Here is a 19216-nt window from a genome sequence, read left to right on the forward strand (position 1 = left end):
GCGTTGACTCGCCACGCGGGTACCGTTCCAAGGAATTCTGATCGTGAAATCCCCGCTTGCTGCGCTGGTCAACCAGCTTGATGATGTCATGTTGCGCGATCGTCAGCGTTTATTGCGCCGTATTCAGGGCGCCAAGAAGATAACTCAGCCTGCCGCGTTGCAGGAGATCGCCGCAACGTTAGCCAGCGATATTGCCCAGGCGCGCCAGCAGACCGCCAATCGGCGCGCCGCCTGTCCCACGATAAATTACCCGCCGGGGCTACCGGTCAGTCAGAAGCGGGAGGCGTTATTGGCGGCGATCCGTGACCACCAAGTGGTGATCGTGGCCGGCGAGACCGGTTCGGGTAAGACCACCCAGTTGCCCAAGATGTGCCTGGAGTTAGGGCGTGGCATACGGGGAATGATCGGCCACAGTCAGCCGCGTCGTCTGGCCGCTCGCTCGGTGGCCGAGCGTATCGCCCATGAGCTGGAGACCCCCTTAGGGGGGTGTGTGGGCTATAAGGTACGCTTTAGCGATCAGGTTGGTGAGAATACCTTGGTCAAACTGATGACCGACGGGATCTTGCTGGCGGAGATCCAGCAAGACCGGATGTTGATGCAATATGACACCCTGATCATCGACGAGGCCCATGAACGTAGCCTCAATATCGACTTCATTTTGGGCTATCTGCGCCAGCTGTTGCCGAAGCGTCCAGATCTGAAGGTGATCATTACTTCGGCGACCATCGATCCACAGCGTTTTTCGCGTCACTTCAATCAGGCGCCGATCATCGAGGTTTCCGGACGGACTTACCCGGTTGAGGTACGCTACCGACCGATCGCCGATGGCGACGCTGAACGTGATCAGACCCAGGCGATCATCGATGCCGTGGATGAATTGAGTCACGAGGCGCCGGGCGATATTCTAATTTTTATGAGCGGGGAGCGGGAGATCCGTGATACCGCCGATGCCTTAACGCGTTTGGCGCTGCCGCATACTGAAGTGTTACCGCTATATGCCCGTCTCTCTGCCGCCGAGCAGAATCGGGTGTTTCACGCCCATAGCGGACGGCGCATCGTGCTGGCCACCAACGTGGCAGAAACGTCCCTGACCGTGCCGGGGATCAAATACGTCATCGATCCCGGTAACGCGCGCATTAGCCGTTATAGCTATCGTACCAAGGTACAACGTCTGCCGATCGAGCCGATCTCGCAGGCCTCCGCCAATCAGCGTAAGGGGCGTTGTGGACGGGTTTCCGACGGTATCTGCATCCGCTTGTATGATGAGCAAGACTTCTTGTCGCGTCCCGCCTTTACCGATCCCGAAATCCTGCGTACCAACCTGGCGTCGGTGATCTTGCAGATGACGGCGTTGGGGCTGGGCGATATCGCCGCCTTTCCGTTCGTTGAGGCTCCGGATAAGCGCAATATCCAGGACGGGGTACGCTTGCTGGAGGAGTTGGGCGCAGTCACCGTGAATGCGCAAGGGCATCAGCAACTGACCGCCTTGGGGCGTCAACTGGCCCAATTGCCGATCGATCCACGCCTGGCGCGCATGGTGATCGAGGGCGAACGTAACGGTGCCTTACGCGAGGTGATGGTGATCGCTGCCGGTTTGTCGATCCAAGATCCGCGGGAGCGTCCCGCCGATCGTCCCCAGGCGGCGGATGAGAAGCACCGGCGCTTCCAGGATAAAGAGAGCGATTTCCTGGCGTTGGTTAATCTGTGGGACTATCTGCGCGCGCAGCAACAGGCGCTCTCCAGCAATCAGCTGCGGCGTCTGTGTAAGAACGAGTTTCTCAATTACCTGCGGGTGCGCGAATGGCAAGATATTTATACCCAGTTACGCCAGGTGGTGAAGTCGCTCGGCTTTCATATCAATAGCGCGCCGGCCGATTATCGCGCGCTACATGGTGCGCTCTTGAGTGGGCTGTTGTCCCATATCGGCCAAAAGGACGTCGAGAAGCAGGAGTTTACCGGGGCGCGTAACGCGCGTTTCGCCATCTTCCCTGGCTCGGCCTTGTTTAAGAAGCCGCCCAAGTGGACCATGGTGGCGGAGCTGGTGGAGACCTCACGTCTGTGGGGGCGCATGGCGGCACGAATCGATCCAGAATGGATCGAACCGCTGGCGCAGCATCTGATTAAGCGCAGCTACAGTGATCCGCATTGGGAAAAGGGGCAGGGCGCGGTGATGGCCAGCGAGAAGGTCACTCTCTACGGTCTGCCGATCGTCAATGAACGACGGGTCAATTATAGCCGCATCGATCCGCTATTGTGCCGCGAGCTCTTCATTCGTCACGCCTTGGTGCAAGGCGAGTGGCAAGCCAAATACGCCTTCCTACGCGCCAATCAACGCCTGCGCAGCGAGGTCGAGGAGTTGGAGCACAAGTCGCGGCGGCGCGATATTTTGGTGGATGACGAAACGTTGTTCGCCTTCTACGATCAACGTATCGGTCAAGAGGTGGTATCGACACGTCACTTCGATAGCTGGTGGAAGAAGGCGAGCGCCGCGCAACCGGAGTTGCTCAACTTCGAGAAATCGATGCTGATCAAAGAGGGGGCCGGGCGTATCAGCGCGCAGGACTACCCTAATGTCTGGCAACAGGGGAACTTCCGTCTGCGTCTCTCTTACCAGTTTGAACCGGGTGCCGACGCCGACGGGGTGACGGTACATATTCCGCTGGCGATCCTGAATCAGATTTCGGATCACGGCTTTGATTGGCAAATCCCCGGCATCCGCCGCGAGCGGGTGATCGCGCTGATCAAGTCGCTGCCCAAACCGCTGCGGCGTAACTTCGTGCCGGCGCCCAACTACGCCGAGGCTTTCCTGGCGCGTGCTACGCCGTTGGCGCTGCCATTGTTGGAGTCGTTGGAGAACGAACTGCGTCGCATGACTGGCGTGACAGTGTCACGTGATGATTGGCAGTTGGCGCAGGTGCCGGATCACCTTAGCGTCACCTTCCGGGTGGTCGACGAACGCAATCGGCCATTGGCCGAGGGCAAGTCGCTGGAGGCACTAAAGTTGCGCCTCAAGGATCGGCTGCAACAGACGCTCTCCGCCGTGGCCGACGACGGCTTGGAACAGCAGGGATTACACCTGTGGAGTTTCGGCGAATTGCCGCAGTGTTACGAGCAAAAGCGCGGTAATTACGCCATTAAGGCTTATCCGGCGCTGGTGGACGATAAGGACAGCGTGGCGATCAAACTGTTCGAGACGGAACAGGAACAACAGCAGGCCATGGGCGCGGGGCTGCGCCGCCTGCTGTTGCTAAACATCCCTTCGCCGGTGAAGTACCTGCACGAAAAACTGCCGAATAAGGCCAAGCTGGGCTTGTACTTCAACCCCTATGGCAAGGTGCTGGAGTTAATCGATGATTGTATCGCCTGCGGTGTAGATGCGTTGATTGCCCGCCACGGCGGGGCGGTCTGGCAGGAGGCGGCCTTCGCCGCGTTGCATGAGCAGGTGCGGGCCGAGCTGAACGAGACGGTGGTTAGTATCGCCGCCCAGGTGGAGCGTATCCTGACTTGCGCCAATGGCATCAATAAACGCCTGAAAGGGCGAGTCGACATGACGATGGCCTTGGCGCTCGCCGATATCAAGGCGCAGATGGGCGGGCTTATCTACCGTGGCTTTGTCACGGCGACCGGCGCCGAGCGCTTGGCGGATGTCGAGCGTTACTTGCATGCCATCGAACGGCGTCTGGAGAAGTTGGGCGTCGATCCGCATCGTGATCGGGCGCAGATGCTGCGTGTCGAGCAGGTACAGCAGGCATGGCAACAGTGGTGTCAGCGTTTGCCGGCGGTGCGGCGTCACGCGCCCGAAGTACAGGCGATCCGCTGGATGATCGAAGAGTTGCGCGTCAGTTACTTTGCCCAGCAACTGGGGACGCCGTATCCGGTCTCGGATAAGCGTATTCAACAGGCGATGGCTGCATTGGAGCAGGGCTAACAACAGCGGGAGCGGCATGGTGTCGCTCCCGTCGCGGGCTATTGCATCAGGCGTAACAGCCCAGCTTGCAGCGCGGTGACCGCCACCGCGTGGTTGTCGGCTAAAGCCCGGTTTTCCGGTGCCGGCGCTGAACTCTGGATCGCGACCAAGCGCCAGCCCTGATCATCGCGCATCAGTAACGGCGAGCCGCTATCGCCTGGCAAGGTATCGCAGCGGTGGCTCAACACACCACTTTGCGCCCAGCCGGTGATCAGGCAGTCCTGATGGCGGTAGAGACCGTCCAGATGATCCTGCGGATAACCGGCTTGGGTCACCTGACGATGTTGCGCCTTCAGCGCGGCGCTCAATGCGGGCGGTGTACCTTGCCATACCGGCAGAGGGCGAATGTTGGGAAGCGGGCCTGCGCTGATCTCGACCAGACCATAATCCTGTGCCGCCGCCGCCGGCGGGACGATCCATCCGTCACCATCCACCTTGAGCTTATTCTTCAGTTGCGGGTTGACCCGGGTACGCAGTTGTTGCGTCTGATAGCGCCATTTTCCCCCCTCGGCGATGAAGCGTAGCGCGACGGCGCGATCGGTCTTACCCGGCGGCGCGAGCAGGCAGTGGCCGGCCGTCAACGCCCAACGTGGGGCGATCAGCGTGGCGGTACACAGATTACCGCTGGCCGTCTCGACCTGGCCGATGGCGCTCCACGGCCAGACGCTGGCATCGCTGACTCGGTCGCGATCATCATGGCCGAAGAACAATTGGCGTTGTTGTGCCGCGGTGAGGCCGTCATCCGCGTGGGCGGTAGGCAGTAGCCCTGGCGTCAATAACAGCATGAGAGGCAATAGAGCGGGGAGGCGCATGATCAAATCCGTGAGTCGTCTATCATAATCAACAGTATAGTCAATATGTTGCACGCTGTGCCGGTCATCGGGCTTGCTACAGATAAAAACTGGCTGCAATGATACCGCACAGGATCAGCAACAGTAGCAGCAGTTCGAAGCGATAGTGGCGAAACATAGCGATACCCTGAAGGCGCGGGCTGGCGATGACATTATGGTAGAAGATCGCCAGGATGACGACTGTGGCGGAATGGTTTCGGCGTGTAACTCTTTGTACGTGTAGGCGCTCTGTGCGCGCAGGGTGACCAGGCTATCCGTTCGACGGCGACGCCTTCACGGTCGCCATGAGAAAGCGCAGGACAAAGAAACGGCTCAGGGGGACACGCTCTGGCGAGGGGGCGAAAACGTGGGCGAGGCGAGGCCTCGTCGCTGACGGGGCGCGGGAGGACGCCTTAACATGACGCATGATCCGCTGTTCCTCTCACCAATTAGTTACAACATACATTTAGTGCCATCCCCCGCCACCGGAACATTATCGTCGCCGAAAAGATCCTTTCAGCAAATAAGGGCAGGGGGAGAAAAGATTTCGCTCCCTCTCGCAGGGGGTATTATCCCTTATAACGGATAATTTATATTTAGCCGCTATAGGGGTTATTTTTGTTTTATCCTCTCAGAAGGAGTAAGGAGAACAAGATGAAAGTGACCTCCGCAGAGGCGCTCGCGGCAGCGGTACGCGATCAACGTAAGTGTCGCCGTCTCACCCAAAAGGAGACGGCGGCGCAAGTGGGGATCAAGCAGAGCACCGTATCGGGATTCGAGACTCACCCACAGGCAACAAAGCTGGACACCTTGTTTAAGATCCTCGCCGCACTCGAGCTAGAGTTGCAGGTGGTGCCTCGGGGCAGTACCGTTGACGTGGGTGGCGGCTGGACTAAGGAATGGTAACGATGAAGACGCAGTCGCTGAATGTCGCGATGAATGGCGAGTGGGTCGGTACATTGTGGCGGGCCGCCAATGGTGCCATGTCGTTTCAATATACGGCGACATGGTTGGCTGAACCGGGAGCGCGCGCCATCTCCCTGTCGTTACCGCTCTAGCATGGCCGCCATAAGGGCGAGGCCGTCTATAATTTCTTTAGCAATTTGTTACCCGACTCTGAGGCGATCATTGCCAGGATGCAGGCGCGCTTTCAAGTGAAAACGCGTCATCCTTTCGATTTACTCGCCAGTGTGGGCCGCGATGGCGTCGGCGCGATCCAACTGTTCCCTCCGGATACGCCGATGCCATCGGTGATGACGATGCAGGCGACGCCATTGAGCGAACAGGAGGTCGAGGCCTTGCTCGCGGGGTATCAGATGGCTCCTTTGGGGATGACCACCGAGGCTGATTTCCGCATTTCATTGGTCGGGGCGCAAGAAAAAACGGCGTTGCTCTGGTATCAGGGGCGCTGGCAACGGCCGCAAGGTAGTACCCCGGCGGCGCGTTTCGCATGACCCCGCTATACGACATTATGTCTGCCTTTCCGCTTTTTCAACGCGGCGGTATTCCCGAGCGTAAGGCTAAGATGGCGATGGCGCTGCTAGGAAAGCATCGTCAGTACCATTTTGCGCAGATCTTGCCGCGTCATTTTATCACTAGCGCCGCGCGCGTCGGTTTCTCTCCGACAGTGGCAGCGGAACTGATGGCGGAGATGGCCGCCGGGGCTGAGCGCGCGATCGCTCGGGTGAGTGCCGAATTACCCGCCACCTTCCCCAGCCATATTGGTGAGGCCATCTTTAGTGGTCTACGCCGCCAGGCGACTAAGATCCAGGCTTGGTGTGCCAGTGAGGGCGTAGCACACCAAGGGGATGATAGTGCGATCTCTGTGTAGCGAGCGCGTGGCGTTTTTCGAGCATCACTCCGCCAGATAACGCCGTTCCAGGTGGCGCCGCAGGTAGTCTGGGTTCAGCGGCTCACCGCAAGCGTTACGGATCAGGGTATCGGTATCCCAGCGTGAACCATGGCGCCAGATATGTTCACGCAGCCAGTCACTGACCGGCGCTAGCATGCCGGCGGCCACTTGAGCTGAGAGGTCGGGGATAGCCCGCTCTGCGGCGGCATACAATTGGGCGGCATACATAGCGCCGAGGGTGTAGGTCGGGAAGTAGCCGAAGGCGCCATCCGTCCAGTGAATATCCTGCATGCAACCATCGCGATCGTTGCCGGCGGTGCTGAGTCCTAACGACAGGCGCATCTTCTCGTCCCACAATGCGGGAATATCTTCGACCTCGATATCGCCTTCGATCAGTGCGCGCTCTATCTCATAGCGCAGGATGACGTGCGCCGGATAACTCACTTCGTCGGCATCCACCCGGATGTAACCCGGAGTGACGCGTTGATTGAGGCGGACGAAATTGTCGGCGCTAAAGGCGGGATCGTTACCGAAGGTTTCAATCACCCAAGGGCGTAGGGCGTTCAAGAAGCCATGGCTACGGGCGATCTGCATCTCAAAGAACAAGCTTTGTGATTCGTGGATTGCGGTAGAGCGTGCCTCGCCTAGCGGTTGACCCGCCCACTGGGCGGGGAGATTTTGCTCATAGCGAGCATGGCCGGTCTCATGCACGATGCCCAATAGCGCGCTGAGGAAGTCCGCCGTGTCGTAGCGGGTCGTGATGCGCACGTCCTGTGGGACTCCGCCGCAGAAGGGATGTGCGCTAACATCCAGGCGACCATGATTGAAGTCAAATCCCAGACGCTCCATAACGCGGAGTCCGAGTCGACGCTGCGCCTCCGGGGCGAAAGGGCCACGCGGCTGACGTGCAGGCTGACGCTGTTGCCGCGCCACGACCCGTTGTAGCAACTCGGGTAGCCAGCCCTTGACATCACCGAAGAGAGCATCGAGGCGGGCACTATTCATGCCTGGTTCATACAGATCTAACAGGGCATCGTAACGGCTGACGCCAGCGTGTTCGGCTCGGATGCGTGCCTCTTCTCGGCTCAGACGAACCACAGGGCGGAAGTTTTCCATAAATCCCGGCCAATCGTTGTGCTGCCGTTGTTGGCGCCAGGCGTGTTCACAGCGCATTCCGGCCAAGGACTTCTCTTCGACCAGCGTAGCGGGAAGGAGGCTGGCTTGCTGGTAGCGGCGCTGCATCTCGGCCAGATTGGCGCGTTGCTCGTCGCTGAGGCTCTCTTGCTCGGCGCGCTGTAGCCACTGGCCGGTCTGTGCATCGCTCAGGATCTGATGCATCAATAAGCTCAGTTCCGTCAGCGCCTCGGCGCGGGCGCGGCTGCCACCGGCAGGCATATGGGTTTGCATGTCCCAACCACTGATTGCGGCGAGGTGGCTGAAACGCGCCAGGCGTTGAAAGGTTTGTTCCAGGTGTTGATAGGCATTGGTCATGATAGAGCCTCCACGGCTCGCGTGCGGAGCCGTCTAATCGGTTAGTCGGGAATCAGGCCGGGGGTAACGGCGCTGAGGGTAGGGCGACGGCGTGGCGTGGCCAGGTGAACAGGAAGCTGGCTCCGCCGAGCGAGGAGCGACGGATGGTGATCTGCCCCTGATAGGCTTGGGCGATGCTGGCGACGATGGCTAATCCCAGGCCGCAGCCACCGGTGGCGCGATCGCGACTCGGATCAAGGCGGACAAAGGGTTCGAAGACCCGCTGACGCTCGGCCTGTGGGATCCCCGGCCCATCGTCCTCGACCTGTAGGCAGACATTGTCGCCGTCGAGCCACAGTCCAATACGGAGTTTATCCTGATTGTAGCGTAGGGCGTTGTTAATCAGATTATCCAACAAGCGCTCCAACAGGCGTACATCAATGGCACCAAAGTCGCCGTGCTGCGGAATATCCAAGCTGATGGTTTGTTGCGGATGCATCTGGCGTAATTCGGCGATCTTCTCTTCTAACCATCGTGACAGGTCAAGCGCCTCAAGATGGGTGCTGACTTGAGGACGGTCGAGCCGGGCATAGGTCAATAGTTCGTCGATCAAGGCCTCCAACTGGCCGATATCGCGATTAATCGCCGCTTGCTCCTGCTCACTGAGGCCGTCACTCATCGCCAGACGATAGCGTAAACGCACCAAGGGGGTGCGCAGCTCGTGGGCGATACCATCGATAAGCTGTTTCTTGCTGGCGATCAAGGTGTTGATATTATCCGCCATGTGGTTGAAGGCGAGTCCCAGGCGATGCAGGCTGGAGGTGCTATCGAAATGGGTACGCTCTTCGAGATGTCCCTCGCCGAGACGTTGAGCGGCATTTTCTAGCTTCAGCAGATCTTGCCAGTGGGGGCGCATCCAGAGAAAGACGGGGAGTGCCAACGACAGGCCGATGAGTAACATCAGGGCGAAATCGAACAGCCGCATCTCATGCAAGAAGAACAGGTAGGGGATCGGCCCGACCGCAAGTACATAGTGACTGCGTGGAATGCGTTGCAAAAAGGTGTATTCGTCGTCCAGCGCGACGATCTCGCCCTCGCGCAACTTACGCGCTTGGTTCGCGGAGAGCGGTCGTTTGCCGAGGGGTTCGATATGGAACTGGAAGGAGAGATTCCAGTCTAGCTTGTTGATGGTCTTATTCCAGTCACGCGGCGGGATCTCACGCAATTGGCTACGGATCAGATATAACGAGCTTTTCATCAGATCATCCATCGACTGACGGCCGGCTCGTTCGGCGGTGACCTTATAGACCAACCCCACCAACATCGCCATGACTAAGAAGCAGACAAACAGTAACAGATAGAACTGAATGAACAGTTTGCGCATCGCGTTACTCCCAGGCGTTGGGCGCGAACAGATACCCCTTATTGCGAACTGTTTTGATGCGTAAGGGTTCCGGGCCGGTGTCGTGCAGCTTACGCCGTAGGCGTGAGATGGCGACATCGATACTGCGATCCAGTCCGTCATAGCTGACGCCCCGCAGGTTTTGTAACAGGGCATCGCGATCCATGATGGTGCCGGCGTGAGTGGCCAACTCCCAAAGCAGATCAAAATCGGAAGTGGAGAGATGTACCTCGTCGGCCGCCAGGCGGACCGCCCGATTCACCGGATCGATGCACAGCTGGCCGATCTGGAGTGGATTGAGGCGAGTCGAGGCGCTGGGTTCATGACGAGCCGCCTCGGGCTGAGCGGTCGCATGTTGGCGTAGGTGTAGCCGTAGCCGCGCCAACAGCACCGCCGGCGGCGTCGTCTTGAGGATATAGTCGTTAGCGCCCATTTCCAGAGAGAGAATATGATTCATATCGCTATCGAGTGAGGTCAGCAGTACGATCGGCCCGCTGTACACCGGACGCAGATCGCGGCACAGGCTCATACCGTCTTTCCCCGGCAGCATAATGTCGAGCAGTGCCAGATCCGGCTTCAGCCGCGTGATGGTGGCTAAGGCGGTATCGCCGCGTGGCTCTAATGTGACTTCGATATCATGTTTGCCCAAATAGGCCGCAATCAGTTGGCCAACATCGGGATCGTCCTCAACAAATACAATTCTGTTCATCGTCTCTTCGCCTGGTTAACGCAGGGGGCGGCCGCCGTCGACCCCTATAGTACGACCGGTAATGAAACGACTATTCAACAGGAAGTCAATGGCATTGACAATTTCTTGTTCGCCTGCGGCGATTTTCATCAATGATTTGTCCAGAGCCTTATGACGATAGGCTTCGTCATCCTGCGGATTGAACAGGATCAGGGCGGGAGCGATGGCGTTTACCTTGACCTCTGGCGCCAGCTTGCGGGCGAAAGAGCGGGTCATATTATCCAGCGCCGCCTTGCTGGCGGCATAGGCGATATGGCCGTCGCTGCCTCGCTCCACGACATAGTCGGTGATATGGATGATATCGGCCCCCGCCTCGCCCTGGCCGCGCAGTTGCGGTTCTAACAGTTGGTTAAGCAGATAGGGGGTGTAAACGTGAATTTGTAGCATGGCGCTCAGCGTCTGCTCGGGCGGGACGTCGCGTGACTCCGCCTGCCAGGCGCTGGCGTTATGGATCAGCGCACGCAGCTGTGGCGTGATTTGCTGCACCTGCCGGGCGAACGCATAGATCCCCTCGGTGGTCGCAAAGTCGCTTTGGAGACACACGGCCCCGGCCTGACGCAGCTGCGCGAGGGCGGGGTAGTCACTACGGTAGGCGAGGATGACCGGGATTGCCCGGGCGCGTAACGCTAACGCGAGCGCCAATCCGACGCGGCGGGCACCGCCTGTGATCAGAATCGGCGCGCTCGGCAGAGTATCCATTTTTCTCTTTTCCTGTTAACAATATGGCTACGGTGTACCTAAACATTATGCCATTTGCTGCATGGCGATACCTATTGCGTTAATTTGATGTAAATAAATATAGGGCAATACCAAAATAGTGCAATAGCACCTACTGATTACGGGAGGAGGGGCTCGTGCGTGATCGTTGTCACTGCAATTCGTGGTGACAACAATAGCCTGCGGTAAAACAGGGAATAAAACTAGACATAATTATGTAAATAAAGATAAGCATGTCATGGTTAATATGTCGTTATCTTTTTAAATACGTTTTTCCCTATCATTGCAATATCTAACGCCTATTAATTTTTATTGTTCAAAATCAGTTAGTTGTATATTTTTGCGCTTGTATCGTTGATGTTAACTCGCTGCTAATGAACTGGGCTGCACGTTAATCTGTTGATACGAACACTACGGCTGATTTGTATGTTTAATCCCTGAGCGCCGAAAAGCCCTAACTTTTATATTGAACTCTCAGTAGTGAGTTGGAATAATAGCCCGATAGCGTAGAAATAAAATGCTATGCGCTATTCATGGATGTGCTGAGCGCCAGCGTGATGCGAGTAGGAGCCTGGAATATGTCTGATCTTCATCGGTCTGTCGGAAAACATGAACGTGTCTGTTTTGACTATACCCATTTTTTATCCGCATCCTGTAATAAGCGTTGGCGTTTCGTCGATGCCATTTGTGGCGTGATGCCGCTGTTCGGTATGGTCACCCGCGATAGTGGGGCCAACGGACGCGTTAGCCACAGTTCCCGCCTCGGTCAATTGGCGCTCCAGGTCTTGTCGACCCAAGTGAGCGATGAGACCAATATTCTGCGCCTGATTGAATTGGTGAATCATCAGGGACTGCCAGAGATTGAGATCCAGTTACCCTATGCGTTGGAGGAGTCACAACTGCACGCTATCGCCGCGCAGTCGACTATCCCCGTGCGTATCGAACCACATGGCGAACGTCTCCTAATTGCCTTGGAGTAATGGCCGATCCCGGCGGGGTCTCGTGAAGTCAGCGCGGTATAGCAACAAGGTGGCTTTCGCCACCTTGTTGCGTTGTTGCGCCGTGTGCCTAGTCGGCGTCCTCGGCTTAGTGCAGGATAAACCAGCCGGCGGGCAGGGTTGCCAACAGGAGCAGGCAGATCCCACCTCGCTCTAGCAGACTCATGCGTTGGCGATCGGTCAGGGCTCGCCGCGCATACATGAAGACCAGCAGACCCGGGGCGTACAGCAGTACCGACATCAACAGGTGTGCCAAGCCGGAAGCGTACAGCAGCCATAAGCCGTAGGCACAGGCGCCGAGTGCCGCCAGGGTGATCCAGCGGTCGCCCCGTTGCCGCGCCACTTTATACAGAAACGCGCCGACTAGGAAGTAGGGCACCAGGATCATTTCTGAGGCGATGGTCAGCAGGTTATTGTAATTGGCGCCGGTGGCCCAGATGAGGATCAGAGTGAGCTGAACGGCACCATTGGTCAGCCAGAGCGACGAGGCCGGGGCCTCTTTCGCGTTCTGGCGGGCGAAGATCTTGGGAAACGCACCATGCTGCGAGGCCAAGAACGGCACCTCCGCCGCCATGATGGTCCAACTCAGGTAGGCACCGCAGACGGAGACGATCAACCCCGCGGCGATCAACAGCTCGCCCACCGGGCCAATCATCTTCACCATCAGACCCGCCATGGAGGGGTTGCGCATCTCGGCTAACTCGGCGCGTGGGACCACCCCTAACGAAAGCAGGGTGATCAACAGATACACCACCAGCGCAGAGACTACCGCCAGCATAGTGGCGCGGCCGACATCCCGTTTATGGCGCGCACGGGCGGAGACCACAACCGCGCCTTCGACCCCGATGAAGACCCACAGGGTAAACAGCATGGTGTCTTTTACCTGCTCCCAGACCGGAACACCCATCTTTATGCCGGTGAAGTCGATCTTAAAGGTATCCAGGCGGAAGGCGATGGCGGCCAGGATCGCGAAGAGCCCCAGGGGGAGCAGTTTGGCTAAGGTCGCCACCAGGTTGATGCCGGCGGCCGTCTTCACGCCACGCAGTACCATGAAATGCACGACCCATAACAGGATCGACTCCCCCAATACCGCCTGCCAGGTGTTGCCATCGCCGAAAACCGTCTGTTGTGCCGAGTCGGTAAAGAAACTCAGGGCGGCGAAGACGATCACCAGATAAGAGACGTTAGCGATCACCGCGCATAGCCAATAGCCCCAGGCCGAGCAGAAGCCGACTAGTTCACCGAACCCCTCTTTAGCATAGGTAAAGATACCGCCGTCCAGATCGGGACGCAGACGCGTCAACAGCAACATGGCGAGCGCTAAAAACAGAATGCCGACGCCGGTAATAGCCCAGCCAATCAACAACGCTGCGGGGCTTGCCACCTCCGCCATATTTTGCGGCAGGCTGAATACACCGGCACCGAGCATGGAGCTCAGAACCAGTGCCGTCAGAGCGGTAAGTCCGAGTTTTTTTTCCAAGGCGAAATCCAACAGATAGATAAATTAACCCATATTTTACATCGCGATGATGTAAAAACTGACGATTACCGGGCTCCGTTGCGGAGTGTGGTAAAAGTGGCGCCGATTGTACGGAGTGCGCGTCGTGGGCGCAATGGAAGACTATGCAATTTGAGTAAAAATTTATTCAAAAATAGTCCGCAGCACGCGGGTTATGGTGAAAAAAACGGCCCCGTAGGGCCGTTGATAGCATAAGGCGCGGTTTATTTAAACAGATCGGCGCTGACGGTCAGGTTCCCCCCGCTCTGGTTCTGCCACTGGCGCGTGATGTGATAATACTTGGCGCCCTTGGCCGCCGCCCGCTTCGCTGTCTCCGTCGACATATCGGTCATGCTGTTAAATCGACCGCTGAAGGTGATGGAGTCAAAGGGAACCATCTGTGCGGCGGTGGCGTTGTTCAACTCTTGGATCTGTTTGCCGTCGGGAAGCGTGACAGTGTAACGCTTCCCGCTGGATGATTGAGTCTGCCAGAATTGACCGACGCTATGGCTCATGCTGGAAGAGGTCGCGACACCGGGGATCTCAACATTGGCGGCGGCGGCCCCTCCGGCAGCGAGCGCCGCGCGTCCGGCGTCGGAGTCGGCGGGGATTGCATCGGCGCTTTGTACCTGACGCGGAGGCGCATCGGCTTTAAAGACATAGGCGGTGATGCTCTGGTTACCACCATTGTTGGTGTCGATCTGGCGCACGATGTAGAAGGCGGCGGCCTCTTTTTTCTTCGCCGCTCGCGCGATAGCGTCATTCACCTCTGGCTGGCTATTGAAGAAGCCGTTGACCGTCACCGTATCGAAAGGTTGTAACCGGACGGCCTCCTGTTTAGGCAATTCTTTGACCCCGAAGAAGGTGCGGTAGGTTTGGCTCTTATCCACCGTAGGCGCGTCTTTCTTATAGATATCGGCGACGACACGCCAGTTACCGCCACCGTTACTGGCGTTGGTATCCTGAATATAAAAGTAGGCGGCACCCAACTGGTCGGCACGGCGCGAGACCGCATCGGCCGCCTCACTCAGCATATTAAAGCGACCGGTGATGGTGATGCGTTCGAATGGCTTCAGTTCTGCGGCCTTCTGGGGCGAGAGCTCTTGAGCGGCCTGGACAGAGCATGCAGCAGCGGAGAGGAGGGCCGACGCAATGAGGGTGGTTTTCAGCTTCATATCAAAAAAATCCTTTACGCCTTATTCAGTTATATTGGTTAGCGGCAGAAGCGCACACTGCGGCATTCCACGTTTGCCAAACCTTGCCGCGATTAACCGTGACGACACACAATAATGTGTTCGATTATTACATGTAATTGTCTGCCTTGCCTCAGGATTTTATACGATAAATGCGACGTAACCTATTTGTCCTGACGGGCAGAAAACGCTCTTCGGCGGTATCGCCGAGCGCATCATCTGACGCCCGACACCGGCAGAGAGCCACCGATTGATGGTAGGTGTGCGCTTTCATACGCGTTTTTAGGGCGGAAGCGGTGTGATAAATAGCCAGAAATCAGAAGCTAGTCGATATGACCATGGCAAATCGCCGGATTTGCTAATTTTACCGCCAGGCGTGATGAACAATAGTGGATCGGCGCATCTGTTTTCAGTAGTTTATAACAAGCTATTCAGCAATCTTCGCTAACAGCATACAAGGTCATCGCAGATTATGGATGACGCTCATCTTATTGACAGGTGAAAAGGGACGATTATGCGTATTGGTGTACCAAAAGAGCGGTTGGCCAATGAAGCCCGCGTAGCGGCGACGCCGAAGACGGTCGAGCAACTGCTTAAACTGGGTTTCACGGTGGCTATTGAGAGCGGGGCCGGCAAGTTAGCCAGCTTTGAGGATGCCGCGTATCAACAGGCGGGGGCCGACGTGGTTACGTTGGATGAGGTCTGGCAGAGTGATGTGATCCTGAAGGTCAATGCGCCGGAGGATGATGAGATTGCGCGCATGAAGGTGGGAACCACGCTGATCAGCTTTATCTGGCCGGCGCAAAACCAGCCGTTGCTCGATAAGTTGGCACAGCGTCAGGTGACGGTGATGGCGATGGATTCGGTGCCGCGGATTTCACGTGCGCAGTCGATGGATGCCCTGAGTTCGATGGCCAATATCGCCGGTTACCGTGCCATCGTGGAGGCGGCGCATGAGTTTGGCCGCTTCTTTACCGGGCAGATCACGGCAGCCGGCAAGGTACCGCCGGCGAAAGTGATGGTGATTGGAGCCGGCGTGGCCGGGCTGGCCGCCATTGGCGCCGCCGGGAGCCTGGGCGCGATTGTGCGTGCCTTTGATACCCGTCCAGAGGTGAAGGAGCAGGTGCAGAGTATGGGCGCCGAGTTCCTGGAACTGGACTTTGAAGAAGAGGCCGGCAGTGGCGATGGGTACGCCAAGGTGATGTCTGAGGCTTTCATCAAGGCGGAGATGGCGCTGTTCGCCGCGCAGGCGCAAGAGGTCGATATCATCGTCACCACGGCGCTGATCCCGGGTAAACCGGCGCCGCGCTTGATCACTAAAGAGATGGTCGCTGCGATGAAGCCGGGGAGTGTCATCGTCGACCTGGCGGCACAGACCGGCGGCAACTGTGAACTGACTCAGGCCGATCAGATCGTGACCACGGAGAATGGCGTTAAGATCATCGGTTATACCGATCTGCCGAGCCGCCTGCCGACGCAATCATCCCAACTGTACGCCACCAACTTGGTTAACCTGCTCAAGCTGTTGTGCAAAGAGAAGGATGGCACGTTACAGGTGGACTTCGAGGATGTGATCATCCGCGGGGTGACCGTGGTTCAGCATGGGGCGATCACCTGGCCGGCCCCCCCGATCAAGGTGTCTGCTCAACCGCAGGCGGCGAAAGCCGAACCGGCCGCTACCGTGGCCGCTAAACCGGCCTCGCCGTTGAAGAAGTATCTGCTCATCGCCTTGGCGATCGTGCTGTTTGGCTGGATGGCGAGTGTGGCACCGAGTGAGTTCCTCTCCCACTTTACCGTCTTCGCGCTCTCGTGTGTGGTGGGGTATTACGTGGTGTGGAACGTGAGTCATGCATTGCATACACCGTTGATGTCGGTCACCAATGCCATTTCGGGCATCATTGTGGTCGGGGCGCTGTTGCAGATAGGGCATGGCGGTTGGATCACCTTCTTTGCCTTTATTGCGGTGTTGATCGCCAGTATCAACATCTTCGGTGGTTTCACCGTCACCCAGCGCATGCTGAAAATGTTTCGCAAGAACTGAGGGAGGTAACAAATGTCTGGAGGATTAGTAACCGCAGCATACATTGTTGCCGCCATCCTGTTTATCTTTAGTCTGGCTGGTTTGTCTAAGCATGAGACATCGAAGCAGGGTAACACTTTCGGTATGGTCGGTATGGCGATCGCTCTGATTGCCACCATCTTTGGCCCGGATGCGGCTAACATCGGCTGGATCATCGTGGCGATGGTAATCGGTGGTGCCATCGGCATCTATCTGGCGCGGAAGGTTGAAATGACCGAGATGCCGGAACTGGTCGCCGTGCTGCATAGCTTCGTCGGCTTGGCCGCCGTCCTGGTTGGTTACAATAGTTATATTGAGCATCAGCCGGGCAGCATGACGCAGGTGCTGGAAAATATCCACCTGGTGGAGGTTTTCCTCGGCGTCTTCATCGGTGCTGTGACCTTTACCGGTTCGATCGTCGCGTTTGGTAAGTTGCGTGGCATCATTTCATCCAAGCCGTTGATGCTGCCGCATCGCCATAAGCTGAATCTGGCGGCGCTGGTCGTCTCATTCCTGTTGCTGCTGTGGTTCGTCAACACCGGCGCTACCGCCGCGCAGGTCTTTGCCTTGCTGCTGATGACGCTGATCGCCCTGGCCTTCGGCTGGCACTTGGTGGCCTCCATTGGCGGTGCCGACATGCCGGTCGTGGTGTCGATGCTGAACTCCTACTCGGGTTGGGCTGCCGCTGCTGCCGGTTTTATGCTGAGCAACGACCTGCTGATTGTCACCGGGGCGTTGGTCGGCTCTTCCGGTGCCATCCTGTCTTACATCATGTGTAAGGCGATGAATCGCTCTTTCATCAGCGTGATCGCTGGCGGTTTCGGTACCGACGGCTCGTCGACGGGCGATGAGGGTGAGATGGGCGAGTACCGTGAGGCGAGCGCCGAAGAGGTAGCCGAGATGCTGAAGAACTCTTCGTCGGTCATCATTACCCCAGGCTATGGCATGGCCGTCGCCCAGGCGCAGTATCCGGTGGCAGAGATCACTCAGAAGTTGCGTGAGCGCGGCGTGAAGGTCCGTTTCGGTATTCACCCGGTCGCGGGGCGTCTGCCTGGCCATATGAACGTGTTGCTGGCCGAGGCGAAAGTGCCCTATGACGTGGTGCTGGAGATGGACGAGATCAACGACGATTTCGCCGATACGGACACGGTACTGGTTATCGGCGCCAACGATACGGTCAACCCGGCGGCGATGGAAGATCCGCGTAGCCCGATCGCCGGGATGCCAGTGTTGGAGGTATGGAAAGCACAAAACGTCATCGTGTTTAAACGTTCGATGAATACCGGTTATGCCGGGGTGCAAAATCCGCTGTTCTTTAAAGAGAACACTCAGATGTTGTTCGGTGATGCCAAGGATAGCGTCGAGGCTATTCTGCGCGCGCTGTAAGCGTCGCTTTCATCGCATCGGCCCGAGTTTGCCTCGGGCCTGCCCAACAAGCGTCCCTGCGGGCGCTTTTTTATTGCCAGCCCCGCCCCTAGGCGAGCGGTGGCCGCACGACGGGGGACGATCAGTCATCTTCGTCGTCGTCATCGGCGACTGTCTGCGCGGTGAGCGGTGATTGGTAACCATCGGGTTTAATCGCCAGCAGATCGCAAGTGAGGTGGTCGATCACATGCTCGGCCGTGTTACCGATAAACGCCGCCGAGATACCGGTACGCCCTAGGGTGCCTAAGACTACCACCCCGGCATTGAGACGCCGTGCTACGTCGGGGATCACCTCTTCAGGCAGACCATGCTCGACATGGGTATGACTTTCCGGGATGGCGAACTTCTGCCGTAATGCCTTCATCGCTACCAGATGTTGACCGCGAATGGCTTCGTTATATACCCGTGGATCAAAGTCGGGGATCTCGATAGAGACATTGACTGGCGTGACGGGGTAGGCCGCGACCAAGTGGATGTCGTTATGACCGACGCGTTTCGCCAGATCCAGTGACTCACGAACCAGCTTCACGTTCAGCGGGTCATGATAAGGTTCCTCGCTGGAAAGGTTCACCGCCACCAGCGCAGTGCCATTCTCTGGCCAGGGCTGATCTTTTACCATCCATACCGGGCAAGGGCACTTACGCAGTAGATGCCAGTCAGTAGGGGTAAAGATCACCGATTCGAGTCGGTCGTGTTGATGTGCCATCTTCAGCAACAGATCGTGACCACCTTGGATGACTTCTTGGATGATGGCTTCATAGGGACGGTTATGCCAGATCACCTTAATCTCGATGGCGATCCCCGCCGTCAGATAGTAGTGGCACTGCTCACGGATCCAGGCTGTCCGTTGGGTGATCACGCTCTCACGCATGCTCATGCGTTCGCTCGGCGACAAGAGGGTAGTCATCTCATAGGACAGGTCATAGATGGGGAGAAATGCTAAAATTTGGCCGCCGTTACGTTGCACCAGGTATACCGCACGCCGCAGTGCCGGCTGGTCATCCTGATTCGGATCGATAGCCACCAGTATTTTCTGATAATCGGCCATATACTTTCT

15 protein-coding genes and 1 pseudogene are annotated in these 19216 nt (G+C 57.6%); 7 read left to right on the forward strand and 9 right to left on the reverse strand.

Annotated features, from left to right (window positions below; genetic code table 11):
• Window positions 1-43 precede the first annotated feature (43 nt).
• Entirely contained in the window at window positions 44-3928 is a 3885-nt protein-coding gene (gene hrpA, locus EHO01S_RS07725; protein WP_024523420.1) for an ATP-dependent RNA helicase HrpA, read from the forward strand.
• Between the two features lie 38 nt (window positions 3929-3966).
• Here hrpA and EHO01S_RS07730 read toward each other — a convergent pair whose 3' ends face one another.
• Both EHO01S_RS07730 and ydgU read right to left on the reverse strand, forming a co-directional pair.
• Window positions 3967-4779 (reverse strand): trypsin-like serine peptidase, encoded by an 813-nt coding sequence (locus EHO01S_RS07730; protein WP_024523421.1) that lies wholly within the window; start codon window positions 4777-4779, stop codon window positions 3967-3969.
• Between the two features lie 76 nt (window positions 4780-4855).
• Complete coding sequence (ydgU, locus tag EHO01S_RS19475) at window positions 4856-4936, reverse strand: small membrane protein YdgU (protein WP_456191817.1); 81 nt, start codon at window positions 4934-4936, stop codon at window positions 4856-4858.
• A 515-nt stretch (window positions 4937-5451) separates the two neighbouring features.
• Here ydgU and EHO01S_RS07740 point away from each other — a divergent pair.
• The 3 genes and pseudogenes from EHO01S_RS07740 (at window position 5452) to EHO01S_RS19290 (ending at window position 6628) form a co-directional block, all read left to right on the forward strand.
• Window positions 5452-5703 (forward strand): helix-turn-helix domain-containing protein, encoded by a 252-nt coding sequence (locus EHO01S_RS07740; RefSeq protein ID WP_024523422.1) that lies wholly within the window; start codon window positions 5452-5454, stop codon window positions 5701-5703.
• Between the two features lie 77 nt (window positions 5704-5780).
• Window positions 5781-6251: pseudogene (locus EHO01S_RS19285) on the forward strand (HipA N-terminal domain-containing protein).
• On the forward strand, window positions 6248-6628 hold the full coding sequence (locus EHO01S_RS19290; RefSeq protein WP_024523424.1) for a HipA domain-containing protein: 381 nt from the start codon (window positions 6248-6250) through the stop codon (window positions 6626-6628). The pseudogene EHO01S_RS19285 and the gene EHO01S_RS19290 overlap by 4 nt, the downstream one beginning before the upstream one ends.
• Before the next feature lie 24 nt (window positions 6629-6652).
• Here EHO01S_RS19290 and EHO01S_RS07760 read toward each other — a convergent pair whose 3' ends face one another.
• The 4 genes from EHO01S_RS07760 to folM are packed head-to-tail and all read right to left on the reverse strand — an operon-like array spanning window position 6653 to window position 10968.
• Window positions 6653-8140, reverse strand: coding sequence for a carboxypeptidase M32 (locus EHO01S_RS07760; protein WP_024523425.1), 1488 nt, complete (start codon window positions 8138-8140; stop codon window positions 6653-6655).
• Between the two features lie 52 nt (window positions 8141-8192).
• Window positions 8193-9503 carry a two-component system sensor histidine kinase RstB gene (gene rstB, locus EHO01S_RS07765; RefSeq protein ID WP_024523426.1) on the reverse strand — a complete coding sequence of 437 codons (1311 nt, stop codon included), beginning with the start codon at window positions 9501-9503 and terminating at the stop codon, window positions 8193-8195.
• A 4-nt stretch (window positions 9504-9507) separates the two neighbouring features.
• Window positions 9508-10230, reverse strand: a complete 723-nt coding sequence (gene rstA / locus EHO01S_RS07770; protein WP_024523427.1) for a two-component system response regulator RstA — start codon at window positions 10228-10230, stop codon at window positions 9508-9510.
• 15 nt (window positions 10231-10245) lie between these two features.
• Window positions 10246-10968, reverse strand: coding sequence for a dihydromonapterin reductase (gene folM, locus EHO01S_RS07775; protein WP_024523428.1), 723 nt, complete (start codon window positions 10966-10968; stop codon window positions 10246-10248).
• A gap of 596 nt (window positions 10969-11564) precedes the next feature.
• Between folM and EHO01S_RS07780 the strand changes: the two genes are divergently transcribed.
• On the forward strand, window positions 11565-11966 hold the full coding sequence (locus EHO01S_RS07780) for a hypothetical protein (RefSeq protein ID WP_024523429.1): 402 nt from the start codon (window positions 11565-11567) through the stop codon (window positions 11964-11966).
• A 106-nt stretch (window positions 11967-12072) separates the two neighbouring features.
• On the opposite strand, the gene EHO01S_RS07785 is transcribed toward EHO01S_RS07780, so the two are convergent.
• Together EHO01S_RS07785 and ydgH are read right to left on the reverse strand one after the other, a co-directional pair.
• Window positions 12073-13464 (reverse strand): amino acid permease, encoded by a 1392-nt coding sequence (locus EHO01S_RS07785; RefSeq protein ID WP_024523430.1) that lies wholly within the window; start codon window positions 13462-13464, stop codon window positions 12073-12075.
• 242 nt (window positions 13465-13706) lie between these two features.
• Window positions 13707-14657: a DUF1471 family protein YdgH gene (gene ydgH, locus EHO01S_RS07790; protein ID WP_024523431.1), complete on the reverse strand. Its 951-nt coding sequence runs from the start codon at window positions 14655-14657 to the stop codon at window positions 13707-13709.
• A gap of 532 nt (window positions 14658-15189) precedes the next feature.
• Between ydgH and pntA the strand changes: the two genes are divergently transcribed.
• Window positions 15190-16716, forward strand: coding sequence for a Re/Si-specific NAD(P)(+) transhydrogenase subunit alpha (gene pntA, locus EHO01S_RS07795; protein WP_024523432.1), 1527 nt, complete (start codon window positions 15190-15192; stop codon window positions 16714-16716).
• Window positions 16717-16728: 12 nt separating this feature from the next.
• Entirely contained in the window at window positions 16729-18120 is a 1392-nt protein-coding gene (gene pntB, locus EHO01S_RS07800) for a Re/Si-specific NAD(P)(+) transhydrogenase subunit beta (protein WP_024523433.1), read from the forward strand.
• Between the two features lie 121 nt (window positions 18121-18241).
• On the opposite strand, the gene uspE is transcribed toward pntB, so the two are convergent.
• Window positions 18242-19207: a universal stress protein UspE gene (uspE, locus tag EHO01S_RS07805; RefSeq protein ID WP_024523434.1), complete on the reverse strand. Its 966-nt coding sequence runs from the start codon at window positions 19205-19207 to the stop codon at window positions 18242-18244.
• Between the last annotated feature and the right edge of the window lie 9 nt (window positions 19208-19216).

The organism is Edwardsiella hoshinae NBRC 105699 = ATCC 33379 (assembly GCF_000474215.1).
Taxonomy (GTDB): Bacteria; Pseudomonadota; Gammaproteobacteria; order Enterobacterales; family Enterobacteriaceae; genus Edwardsiella; species Edwardsiella hoshinae.

Excerpts from the sequence above, each read along its gene's own strand:
- EHO01S_RS07730 (WP_024523421.1), bottom strand. The coding sequence starts at position 4,779 with ATGCGCCTCCCCGCTCTATTGCCTCTCATGCTGTTATTGACGCCAGGG.
- ydgU (WP_456191817.1), bottom strand. The coding sequence starts at position 4,936 with ATGTTTCGCCACTATCGCTTCGAACTGCTGCTACTGTTGCTGATCCTG.
- EHO01S_RS07740 (WP_024523422.1), top strand. The coding sequence starts at position 5,452 with ATGAAAGTGACCTCCGCAGAGGCGCTCGCGGCAGCGGTACGCGATCAA.
- EHO01S_RS19290 (WP_024523424.1), top strand. The coding sequence starts at position 6,248 with ATGACCCCGCTATACGACATTATGTCTGCCTTTCCGCTTTTTCAACGC.
- EHO01S_RS07760 (WP_024523425.1), bottom strand. The coding sequence starts at position 8,140 with ATGACCAATGCCTATCAACACCTGGAACAAACCTTTCAACGCCTGGCG.
- rstB (WP_024523426.1), bottom strand. The coding sequence starts at position 9,503 with ATGCGCAAACTGTTCATTCAGTTCTATCTGTTACTGTTTGTCTGCTTC.
- rstA (WP_024523427.1), bottom strand. The coding sequence starts at position 10,230 with ATGAACAGAATTGTATTTGTTGAGGACGATCCCGATGTTGGCCAACTG.
- folM (WP_024523428.1), bottom strand. The coding sequence starts at position 10,968 with ATGGATACTCTGCCGAGCGCGCCGATTCTGATCACAGGCGGTGCCCGC.
- EHO01S_RS07780 (WP_024523429.1), top strand. The coding sequence starts at position 11,565 with ATGTCTGATCTTCATCGGTCTGTCGGAAAACATGAACGTGTCTGTTTT.
- ydgH (WP_024523431.1), bottom strand. The coding sequence starts at position 14,657 with ATGAAGCTGAAAACCACCCTCATTGCGTCGGCCCTCCTCTCCGCTGCT.
- pntA (WP_024523432.1), top strand. The coding sequence starts at position 15,190 with ATGCGTATTGGTGTACCAAAAGAGCGGTTGGCCAATGAAGCCCGCGTA.
- pntB (WP_024523433.1), top strand. The coding sequence starts at position 16,729 with ATGTCTGGAGGATTAGTAACCGCAGCATACATTGTTGCCGCCATCCTG.
- uspE (WP_024523434.1), bottom strand. The coding sequence starts at position 19,207 with ATGGCCGATTATCAGAAAATACTGGTGGCTATCGATCCGAATCAGGAT.